The sequence below is a fragment of the Anaerostipes sp. PC18 genome (assembly GCF_039789045.1).
In the GTDB taxonomy this organism is placed as follows: Bacteria; Bacillota; Clostridia; order Lachnospirales; family Lachnospiraceae; genus Anaerostipes; species Anaerostipes hominis.
On sequence record NZ_CP121164.1, the window covers coordinates 2,794,012 to 2,814,591 of the forward strand.

A 20,580-nucleotide genomic window follows, 5' to 3' on the forward strand; every position below is an offset into this window, starting at 1 on the left:
ATGAAAATAAAAAAATTACTGCCTGCTGTACTGGCAGCATTGTTAAGTCTGACGGTCATTATGTCACCGCTCAGCATCCATGCCGATGAGGACGATCCAAAACCGACTTCTATAAGAAGGCTGAACTATTCAAAGAAAACCCTTCGGGTTGGACAAAAATTTGAACTGGAAGCCTATGCGCGTCCTTCTGACTACGACGATGACCAGCTGATCTGGTCTACCAGCAACAAAAAAATTGTGAAGATTGTAAGCAGAGACCGCAGAGATGATGACATCACTGTAAAAGCAGTGAAAACCGGAAAAGCTAAAATCACCTGCCGTATCCGGGGTACAAAGAAGAAAAAGACCTGTACTATCACGGTAAAGAAAAAAGCAAAAAAGAAGTATACAAAGCCAACCAGAATCTGGGTGGAAGACCGCTACACCGATGTAGATGTTCATGATTGGGAAGACATCGAATACAAGGTTTATCCCCGGACTGCCACAAACAAAAAGGTAACGTTTTCTTCCAGCAACAAAAAAGTTGCGACTGTCAATTCCAAAGGTTATATCTATGGCAAAAAACCTGGAAGAGCAACCATCACGCTGACTTGCAAAGATAACCCGAAGGTAAAAGCCTATGTCCACGTCTATGTGGAATGGGACGACGACGATGATTATGACGATTACGACTGATTGCAATGCATAAAATGTTATTTCCGTATTTTTTGTCTGATTCCGGTCATACTATTTCTGAGGTGATGACTATGAGAAATGAAGATATTCCAATTGGCTTTACGATGGAACTGGCACAGCACGAAAATGCCCTGTCTGCATTTTCTTCGCTGACTTCTGACCAACAGCGTCAGGTCATCGACGGTGCCAAACAGATGAAGACCCGGCAGGAAATGCGGAATTATGTTGAAAACCAATTCAAATAAAAAAGGCCAGGAAACAAAATCAAATTTTTGTTTCCTGGTCTTTTTATTTTCCTGTCACTGTTTTACAAACTCAAGACTTTTCATCACATAGTTAATCTTGATCTTATCGTTCCAATACCCTGCGAGAGCCACCGGAAACCATCTAACTAACACATTCACAATGAGAGTTACGATGAGAAGCTTCTTCTTGTTCTGATAAGACTGTACCAGGTCTGCGGATAGATTTTTTACTTTTTCCGCCTGTACAAACCTTAAAATAATAACGACTACACTATAAACGGCTCCAAACCAGACAAACCAATAACTTAATGCTAACCATGCATAGAAAAGTGTTACAACACTCCAAAAGATACCGGTATTCCGCTTTTTCCTGCTCAGGAACAGACGAAATTACTGGTCCTTTTCATTTAAAGCCTCCAGCTTTAAGCCGCACCATTCGCGGTACAGAGCATCCTCCCTGTTCTCTTTGCCGCAATTATGACAAATTATCTCTATCCCTCCGAATCATTGTATTGTTGTAACTAAATTATAACACAGAATTTACAGCTGAGATATTCTGATATGCACTTTCTAACGATTCCGCTAGAATATTACAAAGCTCATCAGATATTTCTTCTTCCCACTTAAAGGAATAATCACTTCAGGTCCGTCCTCACCAACCCAGCTCAATATTGGACCCGAAACAAAACTTCCATTTGCATTTTTTTTGATTCTTTTAAAAAACCCAAAATGTTTTTTAATAAAGTTCTCTGCACCTCTCACTCGTTTTGTCCAATAGTTTTTAACATTGTTTTTCTGCCTTTTTATCAAACGGTCAAAATATAATATGGATTTATTTGTCTGACTTTTTGTCGGTCTGGATATTGCCTGCTGCCTTTTAGTGAAATTTTTCTCTTGATATCTTGCATTATTATTTATTTCTGCAGTTTTTCTCCACATTCCACTTTTTTGATAGGAAGATTCAAATCTTTTTTGGGAGCGCCGAATGATATCCAACCCTGTTCTTTTCTTTCCGCCATACTGATCCAGATTGCTCTGAATGAACTTTGGACTGAGTGTATCAAATCGTACCCCTTTCAATTGCTTCTTCTGATTATTTTTTGCCTCATTCATAGCTTGCTGCCCTTGTTTTGTCTTTGCCCACACCGGCGCCTCATCATAAGCTTTTCCCATCCATTCAGTAAAATAGTAACTTGCTAATCCGGCTAAATTTTGTAAGATTCAATCCTTTTTCTATAGCTCCAATCATTGAATAATTTGAAGCACCTGTAATATATCCTGGTTCAACTACTTTATTGGAAGACCTATATTTTCTTCTATATTTCATTCTCTGATATTCTCCCATCATATATGATGGAATAGTATTTGGTGTTTGCATTAACTCTATTTCCCAGTCTTCCATTGATAATCCCTCCTTTTTCCAAAAAAGAAGGAGCTTCTGCTCCTTCTAAATTTGTATACATATGTCTTCTTCCAGCTTTTTTGCTATTTCCTCTGCTTTCTCAGGTTTCCACCTTTTTACGATTTCATAAAAAACCTCTCTTGTCGCTAAGGCCGGGAAAATATCCAACCGTACTTTAAGATTTTTTTCCTCTTTAAGGTAAATATTAATAACAGACTGTTTTATAGAATGAGCTGTTGAATGATAATATTCAACCATTACTATTTCTTTCCCTGTATTTTTGCTCTCGTTTCTCTAATTAATATATCCACACACAAAACAGAATAAATCAGCAGAAACACTCCTAACAGCATATTTTTGATTCCTATGTGATATATAAAAATACTGACTGCAATAGTACAAAGCGATAGTATAATAACGGTGTTGCTATTATCATTATTCCAATAATATTCCTCATCCTGAATGCTCATAATCTTTTCTCCTGTAACAATCCGTTTACTTTTTAATCATTATATCACATATTTTGACTAAGCTGTTCTTCTCCAAAAATATACACAAATATAAGGCGGAAGATTCTTCCCTTCACCACTTTCTCCCTTCGCATCTGTCTGATGCCATGGAATCCAATGCTGATGCTTTCCACCATATGTCACAGACCCCCATGTTGTTGTTTTATTTCCGGAAGAATTCCATCTGGCATAGTTATCACCCTTTGCCGTAGCTTTATCATAAAAGTGTACATTTGTTACAGAATGGTTATGATAACCGCCTTCATTACAGTTAAATCCTTGAATACCATGATTGTGACTGACAGCCACTGCATTTTTCTGTCCCCCAGATTTTTGTGCACTGTTAAAATATCCGTCATTTTCATCAACCCCGAATAATGTTCGTCCATTTCCGAACCTTTCCCATTTTCCTCCAAGGAAAGCAGATGGATTGACATTTGTTACACTGGTATAAATACTTCCAACCGGATAAATCTGTTCGAGAAACTGCTGGAATAGTTGATCTGTCTCTTTTTTTGTATACTTATCATTATAGATTCCCTTTTCTTCTACGGAAACATGACATTCCTGATTGTCTCTATGTTTTGCGAATGTTTCAGAGGAAACAAAACCTGCTGGTTCCATTTTTATTTCAGGATATTCATCTCCTCCGCTTTTAAAATCAAATTTCCATGATATAGTATAACCTTTGCTCTCATCTTTTGCAGGAATTACTTTTGCTTCGGTCGCCTGTGCAAGGCAATAAAGTATTTCTCCTTCGTCCGGATCCTCTGCGTAAAAACCAATCTGCCATAAATCATAACGTTCTGTAATTTTTAAATTATCCAGCATAACCAATACTGATGTAACATTACCTGATGTATCTACGCCTTGGACAGAAAGCTTATCTTTCATCTGAAGAACTTCTGTTTGATACCGCAGATCCGGTACTTCTGCTTTCCCTGCTCCTGCCTCTACTCTTGTAAACTTTAAAGTGTTCCCATTATAAAGTTTTGCATGAAGATCCTTCCCTTTATTTGTAATCACTGTATTTCCCCAAATATTCATTTTATTCCCCCTACCTTGTAATTTCTGCATCGAGGTAAAGTACTGTTACCTCATAATGTTCATGTTCAGATATAGCACATCCGCAGTATATATTTACAACTGCCTGTATCAGCTCTGAGACTCTGATTTCATAAGTTAAATGAGCTGGCTTTACTTTGTCTATAAACTCCTTTGCTCCTGTTAAATCCTGCGTATATCCGCGAACAAGCACATCAAAGTTATTTTTCTCTGTATTCTCTTCAATTTGAACTTGATATCCGGTAAGCGCAGAGAGAGCATTTTCCATCTGTCTGGGATTATGATAATTCTTTCTTATCTTATCCATAATATTTTGTCTTCTTTTTTCTTCCGGCAGATGAGGCGCCTCTATCTCTCCATATTGTTCCTCCCAATATTTCAATGCCCACTGATCAGCTGTCTGAATGACTGTCTCATCTCTCAAATTCTGTATAAAGTCGTCAAGTTTGTCCAATTCTCTCCCAATTATCTGGAACAGCCACAGGCAAACATAGCTTTCTCCATATACAGGGCTTATTTCATCAATAATTTTTTGTGCCTGCTCACTTTTTAGTATCTTTTTCATCAACTCAGTTCTATTCGACATAATTACCTCCTAACCCTGGCTGGTTTCATCCATTAGTTGAAAATCTGCATTTTCAAGAAAAGGAATACTGAGTGCTTCAACCTGAACATTTGCTGTTCCTCCATTCAGCTTTAATCCTGAATAATCATATACTCCCGGAATATCCCCAAGGATATTTCCAATCTGCGTATATCTTATTTTCCCTTCCTCAACCACTTTCTTAAGGTAATCCTGAATAGATGCTTTAAACTTTGTTTGCAGCTCATCAATTGTAATGTCCTCTAATTCTACATTTGCTTCAACTGTAATATTTTGTTTCTGAGGAGGTTTTACCTCCACTATGGCATTGACAGGTGCTAAACGTTTTTCAGGATCATCTGTACCCATAATATAGTCCTTTACTCGTGTACAGAGATCTTGTTCTGCCGGATTTCCTGATGCATCTGTAACAACAATCTTTACTATCCCGCTGCTGTCCTTTGCTTCAATCACATGTACAGATCCCACGCCGTCCACAGATTCAGCCCACCTCTTGTAATCACTTATATTTCCCACAAAGGATATTCCTTGTGACTGATCATATTCCATAATTCTTTCTCTTAGACTGTCATCATCTTCTTCCCCATATCCGCCTGAAATCGGAACATAATTTGTTACCCCGGTGATACCTTCTTTTGTGCTCTGCTGCAAAACGATTGTGTTTACAGCACTATTTCCGATGGTCCCCGCTTCTACACATTGTATTGGTACTTCTACACTCCCTAATTCAGGGATTCGAGCTTCTTCCAGTGTCTCATATTCCTTTGCATCTTCACCATTGATTTCTTCTGTAGTAAAAACACTTCCGGACTCAATCACCGTACCCGGTGTTCCGGTAATTGTTAAGATACCTTCCGCATTTGCAGCTTCTTTCCGTTCCAATCCCCTTGTCTCTGCGTGGTAGTCCAGGTAAATCCCCTCTGCAAATCTTGGCCAAATCAGCTTTAATGCCTCAATCAGTTCAAACTGTTTCATTCTTGATATTTCCATTGCTGTCGGTCTTGTGAGGTCATAAATATATCCTCCTTCTGACACGTCAATGTCATTAGGCAGTTCTCCCAGCATTGTATTATGAATTTCTTCTTCGCTTCCTTCTTCTAAAAACTCGGGAATCTGAAAATCATCCTCATCTGTCTCTTCAATCATTTCTAAAATTTCTTCATCCATCACAATCTCTCCTTTTTAATATTCCATTTTAGTATTAATTGTAATATTGCTGGAATCCATCCCGGTAATATTACATGTTACAATTAAAGAATCCTCTTCCTGCCACTGAAATTCCACAGATTCCACTACCTCAGTCCTACCGTACGGATCTGCTTCCAGCGCTTCCTTAATTTCTGTTCTTAAAATATTTTCGGATTCTTCTCTGGATTCAGCCTGAAAAGCTGCCTCCATATCAATTCCGATATCATCGCTGTAAGTCAGACATGAGTAGCGCTGGGTTTTCAATATTTTCATGCACCACTGAATCCACGCCTCAATACCACTGCTTTCTACAATTTTTCCAGTTCCGTCTCTTTTCAGATCTCCTGTCTCCTCATCAAAAAAAATACTTTTTTTGTATCCGGGACGGTCTTCTGTCAGTTCATCTTCCAGCTGATCCAACTCATCTTCTTCTATATCCAAATCTTCCGGGAATACATTTTCCATATTTCCACCTCTCTTTAACTTTCTTGTTTTAAGACTCCTACGATTACTGGCAGATCATCAGCCCAGACAATCAGAACCTGATCCCCTTCTCGGGGTTCCTGTTCCTTACCAAGACAACACAAACCATACTCATCAGGTCCTATTACATCATCAGGAAAATCCTCTAATATAATTCCGTTTTTCTGCATTTTCCCCACTTCTGCTGTCTGGGATTGATTTACTTGATTTACCGTGCCCATTCTGCTCTGCAAAACAGCTGCCAGTCTTGACTTCCCCTTCTTTGCCATTTACTTTTCCACCTCCAATGTCATTGTCCCATTGGCACAGTCATGCTCCACGCCTTTGACATAGTAATATCCGTTCAGCGCACCAGCATTGCTCTTGATTTTATGTCCTTTTTCTATATACGGATTATCCACGGCCTTCACTGTTCTTGTATATTCCGGCTTAGAATGTTTTTTAAGAAGTTCTTTCGCTTCCTTCTTCGCTTTTTTAGAATTTTTATCATCCTGATCCCGAATGATAATCTCCTGCAAAGTTCCATATTTTTCTGTATTTTCTTTCATTGAAGTAAGCTTTTTTGGCGCCTTATCCTTTTTACCAGTAATCTCCTGCTCCTTATAAATTGAAACCTTTGTCACCATACCATCCATTGTCACTTTTGTATTCTGGGATAGTGCATTTTCCTTATGATTCAACTCATATATTTTTTTGTTATACCCTCTCTCTCTTATATAAACAATGCCTTTTTTACAAAACACAATGTATTTTGTTCCTGTCTTCTTTTTTGCCTCTTTTAATATTTTAGTCAGGACATCGGAAACTTTTTCTCCTCTGTAAACCTTTCTTTTATGTTTCGTCCCCTCATAATCATAATCAAGTTTCACATTCCATTTTTTACATATGCTTTTGACAATACTCTCAGTCGTTCTCCCTTTTGCAAAAAAGAAATTATCTTTTGTGTTTTGAAGATAAATCAGTCTGTCATATGCAGTCAATGTAAGATCTTTTTCTACATCACTGTTATAATTTTTTTCCCAAATAATCCCGCGAAAGATCTCTTTCCTTCCGCTTCCTGTATCACAGTACAAAACTAACGAATCTCTGACATTAATGTTGTTATATAAATGCTTGTATGTATCTTTGAGATTTGGAATTGTCAATGATACACCCTTAGCCAGGTCATCTTTATTTTGAGAGATGACCAGATTCATCATCAACCCTGACACATCATATTTTGTTTTCTTTGTCTTTATAATGCAGGAATATTTGGGTTCTTTATAGGTCTGGCTCATTCTTCTCCCCTCCTAACTCAACATTCTTCTCAATGTATCATACCCTGCGATACCATCCACTGATAAACCATGTTTTCTCTGGTATTTCCGGATAGCAGCAACTGTCTTAGCTCCACAGATACCATCCTGGTATACCTTTACCTTTTCCTGTACAAAGAAGACAACTGCACCCCTGGATCCTCTCTTAATAAAAATTTTCTTCATTGCATTTTTTGTCTTGCTGTCCAGCACCCCATTCGCCGTCAGTTTTGCATACTTATCTTTATTAATAGCTTTCTGCAATTTAAGCACGGAGGCTTTTTTTGCAGAAAAGGCAGTTGCTGTTGATGGTATCGTCAGCACCTGCCCTTTAAAAATCGTATATTTACTGATTGATTTTTTCTTTTTCCTTTCTCTCTTCACTCTGGTATCAATTAATTTTTTATTAGCTTTATAAATAACTTTATATTTGGTCCCATCTTTATAAAACTTCTTTGCGACTCCATGGAGAGTTTCTCTGTTTCGCTTTACCTTATACTTCTTGGTTCCCTTTTTTGAAGATCTTTTCTTAGCCTTTACCTTCAGGTCAACCGCCTCCACAAGAGAAATGGTATATTTATAATCTCCCAACGACGTGAGTACATAACTGAAGCTGTCAATATATACCTGTTCATTCACCGATGTCCCACTGATAATAAGCTTGAGTTTTTTATGCTGTTTCCTCCAGTACTCCATTATATTGATATAATAGGATGGTGTTTTCAATGTTCCATGAATAAATGACATTTTTTCTCTTGAACTGCCGGGAAATAATGCTGTCCATTTATAGGTACACAGATTTCTTCCCTTTGGCAGTTTTACCTCTCCCAGATCCAATATTTTATATTCCTGGAATCTTGCTGAACTGGAATACTCAATTTCTTCCGGAAGCATAGGGATTTTTATTTTTTTGTTCGCCTTATCTTTTAATTCAATATCCATTTTTTCGTTTCCTTTCTGTTCTTATGATACTGCCGGAATATTCTGATAAGCACTTTCCAGCGCATCCGCAAGAATATTGCACAATTCATCAGAAACTTCCTCTCTTTGCTCCTTTAGTGCAGAAAGCAGCTTGGTACTCTTTCCTCCTCCGCCGCTGCTCTTTAATGAGATATTAATATTTCCGACAGACACACGGATTCCTCCTTTCGTCTGCCCCATACCCTGTGCGGACTGTCTTCCCGGTGCTCCGCCTGCCATTCCGCCATTCGCGTACCCGGTGACTCCAAGTGCCTGTCCCGCCTGCTGCCACAGGTCAAGGCCCCGATCTCGTTTATGTCCGCTTAAAGGTATAATCACTTCCGGACCTTCTTCTCCGACCCAGCTGAGCATTGGATTATCCACAAAACTTCCATTGGCATTATGTTTGAAGAGACCCCATAGCTGCCTCTTTAATCTGCTGAAAAAGTTTTCTTTCTTTTTAGGTGTCGATTTTTTTGCTGCATTTTTTTTGCTATCTCTCTTCATAGCATCATAACTGTCCATTTGCTGCTGTTTGTATTTATCTGATGCCGCAAAACCGTATGTGGGAGCTTTACTTTTATTAAAACTTTTTAAAATTTCACGGCTGTACGAAGGTTTATACTGCAGTTCCCCTTTCTTATTGCTGTATTTCTTTACCAGTGGATCATACGTCTGTTCCCAAACTTTGTTTCCATGTTTTTCCGCAGCAGCATATGCATCATCCCCATATTCTGAGACCAGGTACCCTGCTAGTGCTCCCGCAACAATTCCTGCCGGACCTGCAAATGCACCATACTCTGCACCCAGTTTGCTAAATAACAGCTTTGTGCCACCTTGTGCAATCTTAGTTGTTCCCCATGATACGCCTTCAAGAATTACTTGTTTCCCTGGATCACCTATTTCCGTTCCTTTCCCTTCTTTATAACGTTTATACTTCTGTGCTTCTTCTGCCACATTATGAACAGCCATCAAATTTCCAAGATTCAAAAACTCTCCATATCCTTTTTCTGCAAAGCGCCCTGCTTTACCTATGTTCGCTGCATTGATTATTTTTCCATCTGTACGAATTAATCTTGAGTACAACCCTGTATTCTGAATTTCACTTCCGGCCATATCTGTGATTTCTCTCGCCATTATTTTATTAATATATTCATCTGACAGACCAGTCGCTATGCTCCCTGCACCACCATATACTTTATCTGATACACCTTTTACTTTATAATCTACATTTTGATTTATGATACTTAAAATTTGCTGTTCTTTCTGATTTAGATAATGAAAAGAGCGATTATAGCCCGGTCCGTTATTAGAAATTTTCCTGGAAGTTTTTTTTATTTCCTGATCCAGTTTTTCTAAATACTCCAGGTATTCTTTGTATTCTTCTTCTGTCATATGTCCTCCTCTCCACAAAAAAAGAAGCCCTTACGCTTCTTTTTAAATCGTTTTATAATAGTTCCAAAATGCCTCTATATATTCCTTTATTTCTACAACTTCACTTTCCTCTGGCATTAAACAGGCTGTAGATTTCCTCTTTTTCCCCGGTTTACGATGATAAATAAAAATTCTATCTTCAGGTCTTGAACCTCTTCCAACTGGCACTTTTTTTATTTCAACGTTTATAACCAAATTCCACTCAATAAAAGAACCATTGATTTTTAAACCTTGTTCATTCATATATAAATTAGGAATTTTTCGTCTGCGAAGATATACAGTCCGTCCTATAGCTACTCCAAATAAAACCATTAAACAAGCTACATAGACTAAATCAATCAGCGGTGCTTTAATATACCGAAAAAAGAAAATACCTACTATTATAACCATAACACCTATTATGATTCCCACTGTATCCTGTTCATCATTATTCCACCAAAATTCATTCCCATTTTCCCCAAATTTCTGCATAACCTTTTCCATCCTTTTATCCTACCAAACAATAACCAAGCTTTTACGCCTATGAGTTCTGTACGTCAAATATTAATTTCCTACAGTTCCTGAACTACTTGTTTTATAATCGTTCCAAAACGCCTCTATATATTCCTTTATTTCTACAACTTCACTTTTCTCCGGAAGTAAAGAAGCTTTAATTTTTCTATTTTTCCCTGGTTTATGATAGACAATAAAAATTCTATCTTCAAAGTTTGACATTTGAGGTTTTGAAGCCGGTACTTCTTTTATTTCAATATTTATAACCCAATTCCATGAAATAAACCTCCCATTAATCTTTAAACCTTGTTCATCCATATAAAGATTAGGAATTTTCTTTTTACGAAGATAGATTAGTCGTACAGGTAATATTATACAAAACACCGTAAAACTTGCTACTAAAATCCAAACCTCCGTTGGTACTTTTATGTATTTTAAAAAAAAGATACATCCTGTGGCAAATAAGACACTGAGTATAATTAACATGGTATCTTGATCATCATTATTCCACCAAAATTCATTTCCGTTTTCCCCGAACTTCTGCATGTCTTTTCCTCCACCCTTTTATTTCGCCAAACAACCTATTCTTTATTCTCATGAGTTCTGTATGTCAAACAGTAATTTCTCCGGTTTCTGAACTACTTGTTTTATAATAGTTCCAAAATGCCTCTATATATACTTTTATTTCTACAACTTCACTTTCTTCCGGGCTTAAACAGGCTGTAAACTTTCTTTTTTTTCCCGGTTCTGAATGAAAAATAAAAATTTCATCTTTAGGTCTTGAACCTCTTCCACCTGGTACTTTTTTTATCTCAATTTTTACGACATGATTCCAAGCAATAAAATATCCATTAACCTTCAAACCTTGTTCATTCATATAAAGCATGACGATCCCTTTTTTACGAAGAAAAACCAATCGTATGGGTAATATTATACAAAACACTGTAAAACTTGCTACTAAAATCCAAACTCCTATTGGAACTTTTATGTATTTTAAGAAAAAGATACACCCTGTGGCGAATAGGACACTGAGTATAATTAGCATAGTGTCTTGATCATCATTATTCCACCAAAATTCATTTCCATCGTCACCAAATTTCTGCATATTATTTTCTCCCGTGCTGCTCTTATATTTATTAAAAGCCAGAATCTCAAAGTACATCTTATAATGCATTATATTCACTCGGTCTTATAGTACTGCCAAAATGCCTCTATATATCTTCTTATTTCTTCTATCTCATCTTCATCCGGCATTATACTTATGGTATGCTCCCCTGTTTCTTCAGGTTTATGATAATAAATAAATATCATTTCTGAATCTTTAACCGTTGGTCCATATGAAACAGTTTTTATTTCCATTTCTATAATCCAGTTCCATGAGATAAAACTTCCCCTTATATTCACTCCTTGTTCATTCATATAAAGTTCAGGTATCTTTTTTTTCGACGATACATAGTGCATCCTAAAGTACCCGTAAACAACAAAAGTAAAAGCAAGATAACAATAGTCATAATATAGGATGAAGTCCCTATTTTCAAATATAGAATACATCCAACAATAAGTAAAAATCCAGCTGCAATAGATTTGGCATCTTGATCATCATCATTCCACCAAAATTCATTCCCATTTTCCCCAAATTTCTGCATAACGTTTCCTCCCAATCATCACCTATTAAAATAATTATACCTTATTTTTCCCTTTATTTTAATAGTGTTTAGGACACTGCCGGAATATTCTGATAAGCACTTTCCAGCGCATCCGCAAGAATATTACATAGTTCATCAGAAACTTCCTCTCTTTGCTCCTTTAGTGCAGAAAGCATATTGGTACTCTTTCCTCCGCCGCCGCTGCTCTTTAATGAAATATTGATATTTCCGACAGACACACGGATTCCTCCTTTCGCCTGCCCCATACCCTGTGCGGACTGTCTTCCCGGTACTCCGCCTACCGTTCCGCCATTCGCGTACCCGGTAACTCCAAGTGCCTGTCCCGCCTGCTGCCACAGGTCAAGACCCCGGTCTCGTTTATGCCCACTTAAAGGTATGATGACTTCCGGACCTTCTTCACCGACCCAGCTGAGCATTGGATTATCCACAAAACTTCCATTAGCATTGTGTTTAAAGAGCCCCCATAGCTGCCTCTTTAACCTGCTGAAAAAGTTTTCTTTCTTTTTAGGTGTCGATTTTTTTGCTGCATTTTGTCTTTGTAGCACTTTGTTTTTTTTACTCTGTCTCATCATTGCATTATAGCTGTCCATTTGCTGCTGCTTATACTTATCAGATACTGCAAAACCATATGTGGGAGCCTTACTTTTATTATAACTTTTTAAAATTTCACGGCTATATGAAGGTTTATACTGCAATTCCCCTTTCTTATTGCTATATTTCTTTACCAGTGGAGTATACGTCTGTTCCCAAACTTTGTTTCCATGTTTTTCCGCAGCGGCATATGCATCATCCCCATATTCTGAGACCAGGTATCCTGCTATTGCCCCTGCAACAAGCCCTGCTGGCCCTGCAAGTACGCTGTACTTAGCAAGTACACCAGATACAACAGTTGCCGTTCCGCTTGAAGCCGCCGTTGAACCTGTTTCAATAATCAGCTGTTTACCTACATCTCCTCCTTTCTGTGCCTCACTAACCACATTATGTGCAGCTGTTAAATATCCGATATTAAGAAAGTTCCCATACCCTTTTTTTGCAAGCTTCCCTGCTTTCCCTAAATTATTAGCATTTATTATTTTACCATTTACACTATTTATTTTGGAATACAATCCCATACTCTTTATTTCTTCTCCTGCAAGTCCTGTAATTTCATTTGCTATTTCTTTATTGATATATTCATCTGCCAGAGCTTTTGTAACTTCACCTCCTCCGCCATATATATAATCTGGTACTCCTTTTAATTTATAGTTAACATCTTGATTGGAAAAACCAAGTATTTTCTGTTCTTGCTGCTTTAGGTAATTATATGATCGATTATAGCTTAATCCTGGACTTGAAATTTTTTGCGCCGTTTTTTCAATTTGTTTATTTAACGTTTCTAAATATGTCAAATAATCTTCATATTCTTCTTTTGTCATCAATATCTCCTTCCTCCATAAAAAAAAGAGCAATCAGCTCTTTTTTACTGGTTTTTATAATAGTTCCAATATGCTTCTATATATTCTTTTAATTCCTGAATTTCTTCCTGAGGCGGCAGAATTCCAGAACTTTTTTTGCGTTTCTTTCCTGGCGCATAGTAATATATTGCAATTTGATATTTTTCTTTAATCTCATAGTGTTTTGGCACTCTCTTTTTCGTAACTTCTGTTATCCAATCCCATGATATAAAGTGTCCTCTTAATTCAATCCCCTTTTCATTCATATAGAGCATAGGAATCTTCTTTATTCGGAGATAAATTAGTTTTACTGCACATATTCCAAAAAACAATGAACAACAAAAAGTCAAAAACAAACCAAACAGATCAAGGTGCACATGAATCATTAAGCATATCAGCCCTGCAAACGCAAGTATACAAATTCCTATATAAATGAAATCTCCTTCATCATCATTCCACCAAAACTCATTTCCGTTATCTCCAAATTTCTGCATAAGATTTCCTCCCAATCATCACTTATTAAAATAATTATACCCTATTTCCCCTTTATTTTAATTGTCTTTAGGACACTGCCGGAATATTCTGATAAGCACTTTCCAGCGCATCCGCAAGAATATTACACAGTTCATCAGAAACTTCCTCTTTTTGCTCCTTTAGTGCAGAAAGCATATTGGTACTCTTTCCTCTGCCGCCGCTGCTCTTTAACGAAATATTAATATTTCCTACAGACACACGAATTCCTTCCTTCGTCTGTCCCATACTCGGCGGGGACTGTTTCCCTGGTGTTCCTCCTATCATTCCGCCATTAGCATAACCAGTAACTCCAAGTGCTTGTCCCGCCTGCTGCCACAAGTCAAGACCCCGGTCTCGTTTATGCCCACTTAAAGGTATGATCACTTCAGGACCTTCTTCTCCAACCCAGCTGAGCATTGGGTTGTCCACAAAACTTCCATTGGCATTATGTTTAAAGAGACTCCATAGCTGCTTCTTTAATCTGCTGAAGAAACTATCTTTCTTTTTGGGTGCTGACCTTTTGGAAACGCTGTTATTTGCAGCTCTCTTTTTCTGAAATTCGCTCAATTCATTTTGTCTGTCTTTTACTGATATTGCAGCACCATATTTGACAGCCTTTTTATTTGTACCAAAATATTTTATGGCTTTCTCCTTATTTGCAGTTGTATAATGTATGTCGCCTTCTTTATCCTTAATCTGATCAATAAAAGGATGGAATTTCTTTTTATGAACTTCCTCTCCATATTTTCTGGCACCTTCATACCAGGTATCTCCATATTTTGATACTACATATCCTCCAATTGCACCAGCCAGAATTCCCACTGGTCCGGCCCATGCTCCATATTTAGCTCCCGCAGCAGCCTCTATTATCCCAGTTACTGCTGACGTTGTTCCCACAGATGCTGCTTCGATTGTTGTCTGTTTAAAAGGGTCTCCTTCCTTTTTATTTGCTTCTTTTGCAACGTTATATCCAGAAACAAGTATGGTAGCCGGCATGAAAGTTCTGGCAGGAGTTATTTCAGGCAATTCCCTCTGAATAATGGCTTGATATTTATTATCCAGGATAGTGGCAGTTACATTAGTTCCAACCCCTATGATATCATCAGAAGAAGGCTTCACCGCCGATTCAGTTGTCTGCATGTTCAAAATCATTTCTTTCTTTTTTTCCAGCCTTTGATACACTTGATAATATTCCCGCTGATTTTTCGATAATTTTTTAGCCGTTTTTTTGACCTGTTCCTCCAAATAATCTTCATAAGATTTATCACTCATATATATCCCCCCTTTCAAATAAAAAAGAAGCAGGATTGCTTCATTTTTTATTTAATATTTAATTTGTTTTGTAATATTCCCAAAATGCTTCTATATATATTTTTATTTCCATGATTTCTTCTTTTTCAGGAGTTATGGCAAAACACCGTTCTTTTTCGTCTTCTGGAAGCTGAAAATAAATATAAATCCAATCACGCGGACCCGCTGCTCCTCGATACAAAGATTTTATCTCAACAGACTTAACATGATTCCATGAACAAAAATCTCCCCATACGACGATTCCTTCCTCATTCATATAAAGGGCAGGAACTTTTTTTCTTTCTAACATACTAATGTGTATTAAAGCAACAACCAAAAAAACTAAAATACAACCTGATAATATGAATAAAAGCGAGCCTGGTTTTTCCATTTTTAATGGGATAATAAAAAAAATGATACAAAAAAAAACACCAATTTTTAATCCAAGATTTTGAACCTCATCATTCCACCAAAACTCGGTCCCATCATTTCCAAACTTCTGCATATCATGTCCTCCGAACAACTTGTTCTTTGGAATAATTATATCCTATTTTTCTTCTTTTTGCCACTCCATAAGCTCTTCCAGTACAATCTGGGTGGAGGCCAGGATAAATGCCTTCTCCCCCTTCGGGAGCTGAAGGATCTCTGAAGGCATTTTCCCCTGATTCTGCCAGATATAATGAAGTTTTTCAGCTAATGGACTGGCTTTGATCAGTTTTTTGCGTATTCCTCTTCGGTCATTTCTGTATCATAAAATCCGCTGAGTTTATCAATATCTGCATCAATCTTGTCCTTTTCTCCTGCTCTCAGCACAGTATTAATGACATCGATGCCTCTGAGTACTGAGAATCCCTTAGCCTTAAGCCCCTGGATCACTTCCGGTGCATCCCATACTTTCTCAGGATCTACCGTTGCAAAATAGATTTTCCATGCAGAAAATTCATCGAGCCGGATCTCCTTTTCTACAGGAGGAAGTTTTGGATTTGCTGGGTTTGGCATCATAACGGCTGCTTTTTTCCTTGCGTCTAAAAGTTCTTCTTCTCCTAGTGGACGGATTTTAAAGTAAAAATAAACTTTGCCATTCCGTTTAATCTCAACAGTCTTCTGCATTTCCTCATCGTTTTTATAATCTGCTGCATGAAGCAGTCCCTGGATTAAATCAACTTCGTTCTCTGCGGTTACCTGCATTCCATTCATTTTATCTGACATATCTTTTCTCCTCTCTTTTTCTTAGTTCAAGCTTGCCCCTTCCGGCAATGATTTCAAGAATTCCGGTGTCTGGTTAATTACAAAACTCTGGTGTCTTGTAATGATTTCTCCTGATTTCAGAGTCATCAGGTCAAAATCTCCATCCGGTACACATCCATTTAATAAAAGACGCTGTTCTTTCCCATCTGCTGAACGCAGTGCGACACTCTGAAAATCATAGGATGGAATCACACCCTTTTTGACACTCTTAAGCAAAGGTTCCATAACCAGATCATCCCGCACAACAGCCTCTGAAAATGAGAGTGTAAACTTTACTTTATCCGGGATAGCATACTGCTGAGCAGTTCCGAGTGGTTTATACTCTACATTCCCAAAGCTCGCTTTGATCTCAAACTCTTTTACTTCCGCAAGCAGTGTTGACACTCCTTCAAAGTTGACAAACAATCTTCCGTCTTTCCCTGTCATAATGTTTCTATAATTTGTATTTGACATTTCTTTTCCTCCTTACGCTTCTGCTGAAAAATTAAACTGGTAATTTAAATATACTTTTTCCAGGCTGTCCAGATCAGTGGCAGCAACAATAAAATGTACATCTTCCGGTCCGTGCGGCTCCTGAGGGTCCTCATAGATATCTGCTCCGTCCATAAGTTTTCCCTCTCTTGTCATCGCATCCAGCACATCCTTTGCCAGTTTGATCACATTTGCAATTCCGTCACTGTCACAATTGATTTTCCCAATAACCGGTGAAATAGTCCTGTGAAGACGATCGAACAATTCAAATCTTGTCTTTGTCCTTCTGATTTTTTTCCACCCTGCATCCTGATTTTCTTCTAACACATTCAAAGTATTGATTCCGCTGTCAAACCAGACTTCTCCTTCCGGTCCCTGAGAGAGCATCAGCATTCCGTTTTCAATTGCCTGAATATATTTTTCTTTTGAGAGAATCTCCAGGGGTTCCACGGCATCTGCTATAACTGAATGTACAATGGACTGATTCGCCGGACAGCTTCCGATAATTCCTGCAATCACAGTAATTGCTTCATATCCGTCAATTTTTTCTCCATTTTTATTTACAAATCCGGAACCAACATAAACAAAAGCTTCTGAATTAAATTCTTTCGCATGAGACATTCTCTCAGCAAAGTCAACTTCCGCACTCTCTCCTACTACACAAATCCCTGCGCACCCGTTACTCTTCATTCTCTGCATATAGGCTTTCAGCAGTGCATGTACTGCTGTGTCAGTTGTATCCGCAACTAATGCATTCCATGTATATGCCTCAAATGCTTCAAATGCTTCTTCATAATTTCCTGTAACAACCGTTGGATTTGTACCCGCAGTACTTTCTTTCTGTGATACTTGAGCCAGGCTGTTCTTCTCTCCATCTGCCTTAACTGCTGTAAATACAAAAGATTTCTGGTTAATCTCTCTGATAAATGCATCTACTTCATTTTCTTCACTTCCAGTCTCGTAGGTAAACTTCTCTTTTAAGGAACTTCCCTGGTATATCGTCACTTCCTTTTTAGAAGAACTGGAAAGAGGCTGCTTCAGAGTTAATGAGAACACGAGTTTTGTCGGATATTTTGTTTCAAGTGTTACCGCTTTTTCTCCCTGATCATCCATTAATTCCAAAATTCCTTTTGTTCCCTCTGAACCAAGTCTATATACATAGACCTTAGATGCCCCATTATCAAATAAATTAAGAACACCTTTTACTGTTCCGCCTGAACCATACATATCTTCCACAGTTTCTGCCTTCGTATGTACCTGTACGGTTCCCACCGGACCAAAGTCTGCCTGGATAGGAATCGCGAATACTCCATTGATTGCTTCCGCCACGGTTTTCTTTTCCGGGGTTGTGTATCTTCGATAAACCCCTGGTCTGATTTTTGTTTCTCCTGGATCATAAGTTCCTGTCATCATGTTATTGTACCTCCTTATTTTTAAAATCTCTTACTAATTTTTTAGCTTCTTTAATCTCCGCCTCTGTTTTTCCTGCAAAAGTGAAAGCTGCACGAACCATGTCTGCTGATGCATCCAGACTTTCCGGATTTGACGCATATTCTTCTAAGCTATAAATCGTTTTTTGCATTTTGATCCTCCTTAAAATTTACATCTTTTATTTTGGATATCTCTTCTTCCTTCTTTTGAACACCGTACTGTCCTTTGACTAAAATTTGTCCATCTTTAAAGCTATCCGCATTATCTTTAAACGTTACCGAATCTATAAAAAACATACCCCCATCACTCATTTTCAACTTGTCTTTAAGGTTCAACTGCTCACATATAGATCTGATCAGTTCTATGCTTTTTCTCCTTCGAGCTATTACATGAATCTTCACGGTTGCCGTCAGCCAAGATACCTCCCATGTATCATTATACGTTCCGGGAAGAATATTCCCCAGACGGCAATAAACAGCTGGATTCTCGTCTGTAGCTTTCCATGTGGGACCTGTATTCTCCATTCCAGGTATTCTAATCTGATCATTCAACTCTTTCAGCCACTTCTGAAAAACAGCAACAATATCTGAATTGCCCGCGTCCTGTTTAAAAAAAGCTCCCGGCTGAAAACAAACCAAATATCCTTTAGAATCCTCTCCAATTTCCGGCTTAATTGTTTTGGACCGCAACCATTTCATTCCTATTGTCATATTGTCAAAAGAGAAAAAACAGTGATGAAATAAAGAAATTAATTCTCTCTCGAAATTTTCCCAGACGGCTGTTTGATCCGGCTTACAGAACATCCTTATGGCCAGCCTTCCTGTAATGTCACCTTTCGGATCTGACTGAATAAGCAAATCATAAACAATTCTTGGGTAGATATCCCCCTCCCATAATTCGTCTGAATCTTTGGGTGCATTTCTTAAGAAAACTGCGGGTTTTCCATTGTATTTTGCGAGATTCTCTATCATCCATGCGTTTTCAGTTAACCTCTGGTAAACAAGTTCATTCATAGATTCACCTCCTTTTTTATATTTACACCTACCAAACTTACGTTCCCTTCTTGGTGTATTATTATCATAGCACTAATGCTGCGGACATTGTGGGCAAACTATTTATCTCCTATTTTTATACAGGGCTTTACACGTTTTTCTTCCCGCATAAGTTCCTTTTCTCCAATTTAGCTGCTCCCAATATTTTTCAAGCATTTCCTGAGTTTTAGGACCCCAAATTCCGTCCTCTGAAAGTTTCATAAGACTTCCCTTATAACACTTATTTAAGTTAGCCTGAAGCCAGCGTATTGCCTTTTTAGATGAACTGCTTTTTACTGTAGTATATTTTTCTTCTTTCTTTCCCTTTAGTTCTTCTCCAATAATTCCCTCTGCTATTGCTCTTGCCACGGCTTTATAACCAACTTTTTTATATAGTTTATAGTCATCTTTATCATCCACAAAACAGACTTCCACTAGAATTGCTTTGTTTTTTGTATGATTTAGATAATATAGACCGCTGGTTGTCTTAATTCCTCTATTTTTAAATCCAATCTTGTTCATATTATCTAATATTTTTTCAGCGGCACGCTTTTTTATTCCTGACGAGGCAGTACACCAGATTTCTGTTCCGGCTACTTTTCCATCACCAATACAATCGTTTCTCCCTGAATTTAAGTGAATCGAGATATCTAACGTAACCTCTCTTTTATTGCATTTAGAAACAATTTTTTTTAAAACGTCACCCTGACTTTTTCCATTGTTGCAGGTACATTCATAAACTTTATGTCCATCAGATCGTAAAAGCCGTATAATCTCTTTTACAATCTGCCTGGCCTCTTTTGATTCATCCAAGTATCCCACTGCACCACAGGCAACTTTGTTAGATGGATTATGCCCCGCACTTATGTTATAGCTCGCCATATTTCTCCCCCTCCACTAGCCTTGTAAATGTCTGATGCAGTCCCGTACTGGCAAGCCCGGAAAAAGCTCCAGATATAATAGACTCCAGATTTATCTGATTCTTTAAGATGCATCCCATAAATGCACCGCAGACAGCCAGAATCAATGGTATATATTTATTAGGAATAAAATCTAAAGATTTTTTAATTACATAACCAATAATGAAAGACGCTGTCAGTACCATCGGCATATAATACTCACTGATAAAATTTAAATCCATTTG

General features: G+C 37.8%; 30 protein-coding genes. 2 read left to right on the forward strand and 28 right to left on the reverse strand.

Going from position 1 to position 20,580, the window contains the following annotated elements; genetic code table 11:
* Positions 1-675, forward strand: a complete 675-nt coding sequence (locus P8F77_RS14945; protein ID WP_024726532.1) for an Ig-like domain-containing protein — start codon at positions 1-3, stop codon at positions 673-675.
* Between the two features lie 71 nt (positions 676-746).
* The gene (locus P8F77_RS14950) at positions 747-920 is read left to right on the forward strand and encodes a YdeI/OmpD-associated family protein (RefSeq protein WP_022261054.1); all 174 of its coding nucleotides are present in this window, start codon (positions 747-749) and stop codon (positions 918-920) included.
* A gap of 582 nt (positions 921-1,502) precedes the next feature.
* Here P8F77_RS14950 and P8F77_RS14955 read toward each other — a convergent pair.
* The 28 genes from P8F77_RS14955 to P8F77_RS15090 form a co-directional block, all read right to left on the reverse strand.
* Positions 1,503-2,093 carry a hypothetical protein gene (locus tag P8F77_RS14955; RefSeq protein ID WP_347256162.1) on the reverse strand — a complete coding sequence of 197 codons (591 nt, stop codon included), beginning with the start codon at positions 2,091-2,093 and terminating at the stop codon, positions 1,503-1,505.
* A gap of 4 nt (positions 2,094-2,097) precedes the next feature.
* Positions 2,098-2,322 carry a hypothetical protein gene (locus tag P8F77_RS14960; RefSeq protein WP_143266056.1) on the reverse strand — a complete coding sequence of 75 codons (225 nt, stop codon included), beginning with the start codon at positions 2,320-2,322 and terminating at the stop codon, positions 2,098-2,100.
* Positions 2,323-2,367: 45 nt separating this feature from the next.
* Positions 2,368-2,580, reverse strand: a complete 213-nt coding sequence (locus P8F77_RS14965; protein ID WP_024726529.1) for a hypothetical protein — start codon at positions 2,578-2,580, stop codon at positions 2,368-2,370.
* Positions 2,581-2,582: 2 nt separating this feature from the next.
* Positions 2,583-2,792 carry a hypothetical protein gene (locus P8F77_RS14970; protein ID WP_024726528.1) on the reverse strand — a complete coding sequence of 70 codons (210 nt, stop codon included), beginning with the start codon at positions 2,790-2,792 and terminating at the stop codon, positions 2,583-2,585.
* Between the two features lie 57 nt (positions 2,793-2,849).
* The gene (locus P8F77_RS14975) at positions 2,850-3,878 is read right to left on the reverse strand and encodes a hypothetical protein (RefSeq protein ID WP_024726527.1); all 1,029 of its coding nucleotides are present in this window, start codon (positions 3,876-3,878) and stop codon (positions 2,850-2,852) included.
* 10 nt (positions 3,879-3,888) lie between these two features.
* The gene (locus P8F77_RS14980; protein ID WP_024726526.1) at positions 3,889-4,482 is read right to left on the reverse strand and encodes a putative phage tail protein; all 594 of its coding nucleotides are present in this window, start codon (positions 4,480-4,482) and stop codon (positions 3,889-3,891) included.
* Positions 4,483-4,491: 9 nt separating this feature from the next.
* Positions 4,492-5,667 carry a baseplate J/gp47 family protein gene (locus P8F77_RS14985; RefSeq protein WP_024726525.1) on the reverse strand — a complete coding sequence of 392 codons (1,176 nt, stop codon included), beginning with the start codon at positions 5,665-5,667 and terminating at the stop codon, positions 4,492-4,494.
* Between the two features lie 15 nt (positions 5,668-5,682).
* Positions 5,683-6,153, reverse strand: coding sequence for a DUF2634 domain-containing protein (locus P8F77_RS14990; protein WP_024726524.1), 471 nt, complete (start codon positions 6,151-6,153; stop codon positions 5,683-5,685).
* 14 nt (positions 6,154-6,167) lie between these two features.
* A complete protein-coding gene (locus P8F77_RS14995) occupies positions 6,168-6,440 on the reverse strand; it encodes a hypothetical protein (RefSeq protein WP_024726523.1) in 273 nt (90 codons plus the stop codon).
* Positions 6,441-7,448: a hypothetical protein gene (locus P8F77_RS15000; RefSeq protein ID WP_287517186.1), complete on the reverse strand. Its 1,008-nt coding sequence runs from the start codon at positions 7,446-7,448 to the stop codon at positions 6,441-6,443.
* 12 nt (positions 7,449-7,460) lie between these two features.
* Positions 7,461-8,408: a peptidoglycan-binding protein gene (locus P8F77_RS15005; RefSeq protein ID WP_024726521.1), complete on the reverse strand. Its 948-nt coding sequence runs from the start codon at positions 8,406-8,408 to the stop codon at positions 7,461-7,463.
* 21 nt (positions 8,409-8,429) lie between these two features.
* The gene (locus tag P8F77_RS15010; RefSeq protein WP_287517185.1) at positions 8,430-9,821 is read right to left on the reverse strand and encodes a hypothetical protein; all 1,392 of its coding nucleotides are present in this window, start codon (positions 9,819-9,821) and stop codon (positions 8,430-8,432) included.
* A gap of 42 nt (positions 9,822-9,863) precedes the next feature.
* A complete protein-coding gene (locus P8F77_RS15015) occupies positions 9,864-10,343 on the reverse strand; it encodes a hypothetical protein (RefSeq protein ID WP_287517184.1) in 480 nt (159 codons plus the stop codon).
* Between the two features lie 60 nt (positions 10,344-10,403).
* Positions 10,404-10,898 (reverse strand): hypothetical protein, encoded by a 495-nt coding sequence (locus P8F77_RS15020; RefSeq protein ID WP_287517183.1) that lies wholly within the window; start codon positions 10,896-10,898, stop codon positions 10,404-10,406.
* Positions 10,899-10,962: 64 nt separating this feature from the next.
* Positions 10,963-11,457: a hypothetical protein gene (locus tag P8F77_RS15025; RefSeq protein WP_287517182.1), complete on the reverse strand. Its 495-nt coding sequence runs from the start codon at positions 11,455-11,457 to the stop codon at positions 10,963-10,965.
* A 74-nt stretch (positions 11,458-11,531) separates the two neighbouring features.
* A complete protein-coding gene (locus P8F77_RS15030; protein ID WP_287517181.1) occupies positions 11,532-11,771 on the reverse strand; it encodes a hypothetical protein in 240 nt (79 codons plus the stop codon).
* Positions 11,768-11,998, reverse strand: a complete 231-nt coding sequence (locus P8F77_RS15035) for a hypothetical protein (protein ID WP_287517180.1) — start codon at positions 11,996-11,998, stop codon at positions 11,768-11,770. The genes P8F77_RS15030 and P8F77_RS15035 overlap by 4 nt, the downstream gene beginning before the upstream one ends.
* Positions 11,999-12,066: 68 nt before the next feature.
* The gene (locus P8F77_RS15040; RefSeq protein WP_287517179.1) at positions 12,067-13,434 is read right to left on the reverse strand and encodes a hypothetical protein; all 1,368 of its coding nucleotides are present in this window, start codon (positions 13,432-13,434) and stop codon (positions 12,067-12,069) included.
* 44 nt (positions 13,435-13,478) lie between these two features.
* The gene (locus P8F77_RS15045) at positions 13,479-13,946 is read right to left on the reverse strand and encodes a hypothetical protein (protein WP_024726516.1); all 468 of its coding nucleotides are present in this window, start codon (positions 13,944-13,946) and stop codon (positions 13,479-13,481) included.
* 67 nt (positions 13,947-14,013) lie between these two features.
* Positions 14,014-15,237 (reverse strand): hypothetical protein, encoded by a 1,224-nt coding sequence (locus P8F77_RS15050; protein ID WP_347256163.1) that lies wholly within the window; start codon positions 15,235-15,237, stop codon positions 14,014-14,016.
* Between the two features lie 58 nt (positions 15,238-15,295).
* Positions 15,296-15,760 (reverse strand): hypothetical protein, encoded by a 465-nt coding sequence (locus P8F77_RS15055; protein WP_024726515.1) that lies wholly within the window; start codon positions 15,758-15,760, stop codon positions 15,296-15,298.
* Positions 15,761-15,966: 206 nt separating this feature from the next.
* On the reverse strand, positions 15,967-16,464 hold the full coding sequence (locus P8F77_RS15060; protein WP_347256164.1) for a hypothetical protein: 498 nt from the start codon (positions 16,462-16,464) through the stop codon (positions 15,967-15,969).
* Positions 16,465-16,485: 21 nt separating this feature from the next.
* Complete coding sequence (locus P8F77_RS15065) at positions 16,486-16,956, reverse strand: hypothetical protein (RefSeq protein WP_024726513.1); 471 nt, start codon at positions 16,954-16,956, stop codon at positions 16,486-16,488.
* 12 nt (positions 16,957-16,968) lie between these two features.
* Positions 16,969-18,387, reverse strand: coding sequence for a phage tail sheath subtilisin-like domain-containing protein (locus P8F77_RS15070; RefSeq protein ID WP_051405176.1), 1,419 nt, complete (start codon positions 18,385-18,387; stop codon positions 16,969-16,971).
* A gap of 1 nt (position 18,388) precedes the next feature.
* Positions 18,389-18,556 carry a hypothetical protein gene (locus tag P8F77_RS15075; RefSeq protein WP_186992391.1) on the reverse strand — a complete coding sequence of 56 codons (168 nt, stop codon included), beginning with the start codon at positions 18,554-18,556 and terminating at the stop codon, positions 18,389-18,391.
* Entirely contained in the window at positions 18,537-19,418 is an 882-nt protein-coding gene (locus P8F77_RS15080) for a hypothetical protein (RefSeq protein WP_347256165.1), read from the reverse strand. Before P8F77_RS15080 ends, P8F77_RS15075 begins: the two co-directional genes overlap by 20 nt.
* A gap of 102 nt (positions 19,419-19,520) precedes the next feature.
* A complete protein-coding gene (locus tag P8F77_RS15085) occupies positions 19,521-20,318 on the reverse strand; it encodes an N-acetylmuramoyl-L-alanine amidase (protein ID WP_347256166.1) in 798 nt (265 codons plus the stop codon).
* Entirely contained in the window at positions 20,305-20,577 is a 273-nt protein-coding gene (locus tag P8F77_RS15090) for a phage holin family protein (RefSeq protein WP_009291008.1), read from the reverse strand. Before P8F77_RS15090 ends, P8F77_RS15085 begins: the two co-directional genes overlap by 14 nt.
* Between the last annotated feature and the right edge of the window lie 3 nt (positions 20,578-20,580).

What these genes read in the sequence shown, in the direction of transcription:
- P8F77_RS14945 (WP_024726532.1), top strand. Translation starts at nt 1, where the DNA reads ATGAAAATAAAAAAATTACTGCCTGCTGTACTGGCAGCATTGTTAAGT.
- P8F77_RS14950 (WP_022261054.1), top strand. Translation starts at nt 747, where the DNA reads ATGAGAAATGAAGATATTCCAATTGGCTTTACGATGGAACTGGCACAG.
- P8F77_RS14955 (WP_347256162.1), bottom strand. Translation starts at nt 2,093, where the DNA reads ATGGGAAAAGCTTATGATGAGGCGCCGGTGTGGGCAAAGACAAAACAA.
- P8F77_RS14960 (WP_143266056.1), bottom strand. Translation starts at nt 2,322, where the DNA reads ATGGAAGACTGGGAAATAGAGTTAATGCAAACACCAAATACTATTCCA.
- P8F77_RS14965 (WP_024726529.1), bottom strand. Translation starts at nt 2,580, where the DNA reads ATGGTTGAATATTATCATTCAACAGCTCATTCTATAAAACAGTCTGTT.
- P8F77_RS14970 (WP_024726528.1), bottom strand. Translation starts at nt 2,792, where the DNA reads ATGAGCATTCAGGATGAGGAATATTATTGGAATAATGATAATAGCAAC.
- P8F77_RS14975 (WP_024726527.1), bottom strand. Translation starts at nt 3,878, where the DNA reads ATGAATATTTGGGGAAATACAGTGATTACAAATAAAGGGAAGGATCTT.
- P8F77_RS14980 (WP_024726526.1), bottom strand. Translation starts at nt 4,482, where the DNA reads ATGTCGAATAGAACTGAGTTGATGAAAAAGATACTAAAAAGTGAGCAG.
- P8F77_RS14985 (WP_024726525.1), bottom strand. Translation starts at nt 5,667, where the DNA reads ATGGATGAAGAAATTTTAGAAATGATTGAAGAGACAGATGAGGATGAT.
- P8F77_RS14990 (WP_024726524.1), bottom strand. Translation starts at nt 6,153, where the DNA reads ATGGAAAATGTATTCCCGGAAGATTTGGATATAGAAGAAGATGAGTTG.
- P8F77_RS14995 (WP_024726523.1), bottom strand. Translation starts at nt 6,440, where the DNA reads ATGGCAAAGAAGGGGAAGTCAAGACTGGCAGCTGTTTTGCAGAGCAGA.
- P8F77_RS15000 (WP_287517186.1), bottom strand. Translation starts at nt 7,448, where the DNA reads ATGAGCCAGACCTATAAAGAACCCAAATATTCCTGCATTATAAAGACA.
- P8F77_RS15005 (WP_024726521.1), bottom strand. Translation starts at nt 8,408, where the DNA reads ATGGATATTGAATTAAAAGATAAGGCGAACAAAAAAATAAAAATCCCT.
- P8F77_RS15010 (WP_287517185.1), bottom strand. Translation starts at nt 9,821, where the DNA reads ATGACAGAAGAAGAATACAAAGAATACCTGGAGTATTTAGAAAAACTG.
- P8F77_RS15015 (WP_287517184.1), bottom strand. Translation starts at nt 10,343, where the DNA reads ATGGAAAAGGTTATGCAGAAATTTGGGGAAAATGGGAATGAATTTTGG.
- P8F77_RS15020 (WP_287517183.1), bottom strand. Translation starts at nt 10,898, where the DNA reads ATGCAGAAGTTCGGGGAAAACGGAAATGAATTTTGGTGGAATAATGAT.
- P8F77_RS15025 (WP_287517182.1), bottom strand. Translation starts at nt 11,457, where the DNA reads ATGCAGAAATTTGGTGACGATGGAAATGAATTTTGGTGGAATAATGAT.
- P8F77_RS15030 (WP_287517181.1), bottom strand. Translation starts at nt 11,771, where the DNA reads ATGAATGAACAAGGAGTGAATATAAGGGGAAGTTTTATCTCATGGAAC.
- P8F77_RS15035 (WP_287517180.1), bottom strand. Translation starts at nt 11,998, where the DNA reads ATGCAGAAATTTGGGGAAAATGGGAATGAATTTTGGTGGAATGATGAT.
- P8F77_RS15040 (WP_287517179.1), bottom strand. Translation starts at nt 13,434, where the DNA reads ATGACAAAAGAAGAATATGAAGATTATTTGACATATTTAGAAACGTTA.
- P8F77_RS15045 (WP_024726516.1), bottom strand. Translation starts at nt 13,946, where the DNA reads ATGCAGAAATTTGGAGATAACGGAAATGAGTTTTGGTGGAATGATGAT.
- P8F77_RS15050 (WP_347256163.1), bottom strand. Translation starts at nt 15,237, where the DNA reads ATGAGTGATAAATCTTATGAAGATTATTTGGAGGAACAGGTCAAAAAA.
- P8F77_RS15055 (WP_024726515.1), bottom strand. Translation starts at nt 15,760, where the DNA reads ATGCAGAAGTTTGGAAATGATGGGACCGAGTTTTGGTGGAATGATGAG.
- P8F77_RS15060 (WP_347256164.1), bottom strand. Translation starts at nt 16,464, where the DNA reads ATGTCAGATAAAATGAATGGAATGCAGGTAACCGCAGAGAACGAAGTT.
- P8F77_RS15065 (WP_024726513.1), bottom strand. Translation starts at nt 16,956, where the DNA reads ATGTCAAATACAAATTATAGAAACATTATGACAGGGAAAGACGGAAGA.
- P8F77_RS15070 (WP_051405176.1), bottom strand. Translation starts at nt 18,387, where the DNA reads ATGATGACAGGAACTTATGATCCAGGAGAAACAAAAATCAGACCAGGG.
- P8F77_RS15075 (WP_186992391.1), bottom strand. Translation starts at nt 18,556, where the DNA reads ATGCAAAAAACGATTTATAGCTTAGAAGAATATGCGTCAAATCCGGAA.
- P8F77_RS15080 (WP_347256165.1), bottom strand. Translation starts at nt 19,418, where the DNA reads ATGAATGAACTTGTTTACCAGAGGTTAACTGAAAACGCATGGATGATA.
- P8F77_RS15085 (WP_347256166.1), bottom strand. Translation starts at nt 20,318, where the DNA reads ATGGCGAGCTATAACATAAGTGCGGGGCATAATCCATCTAACAAAGTT.
- P8F77_RS15090 (WP_009291008.1), bottom strand. Translation starts at nt 20,577, where the DNA reads ATGGATTTAAATTTTATCAGTGAGTATTATATGCCGATGGTACTGACA.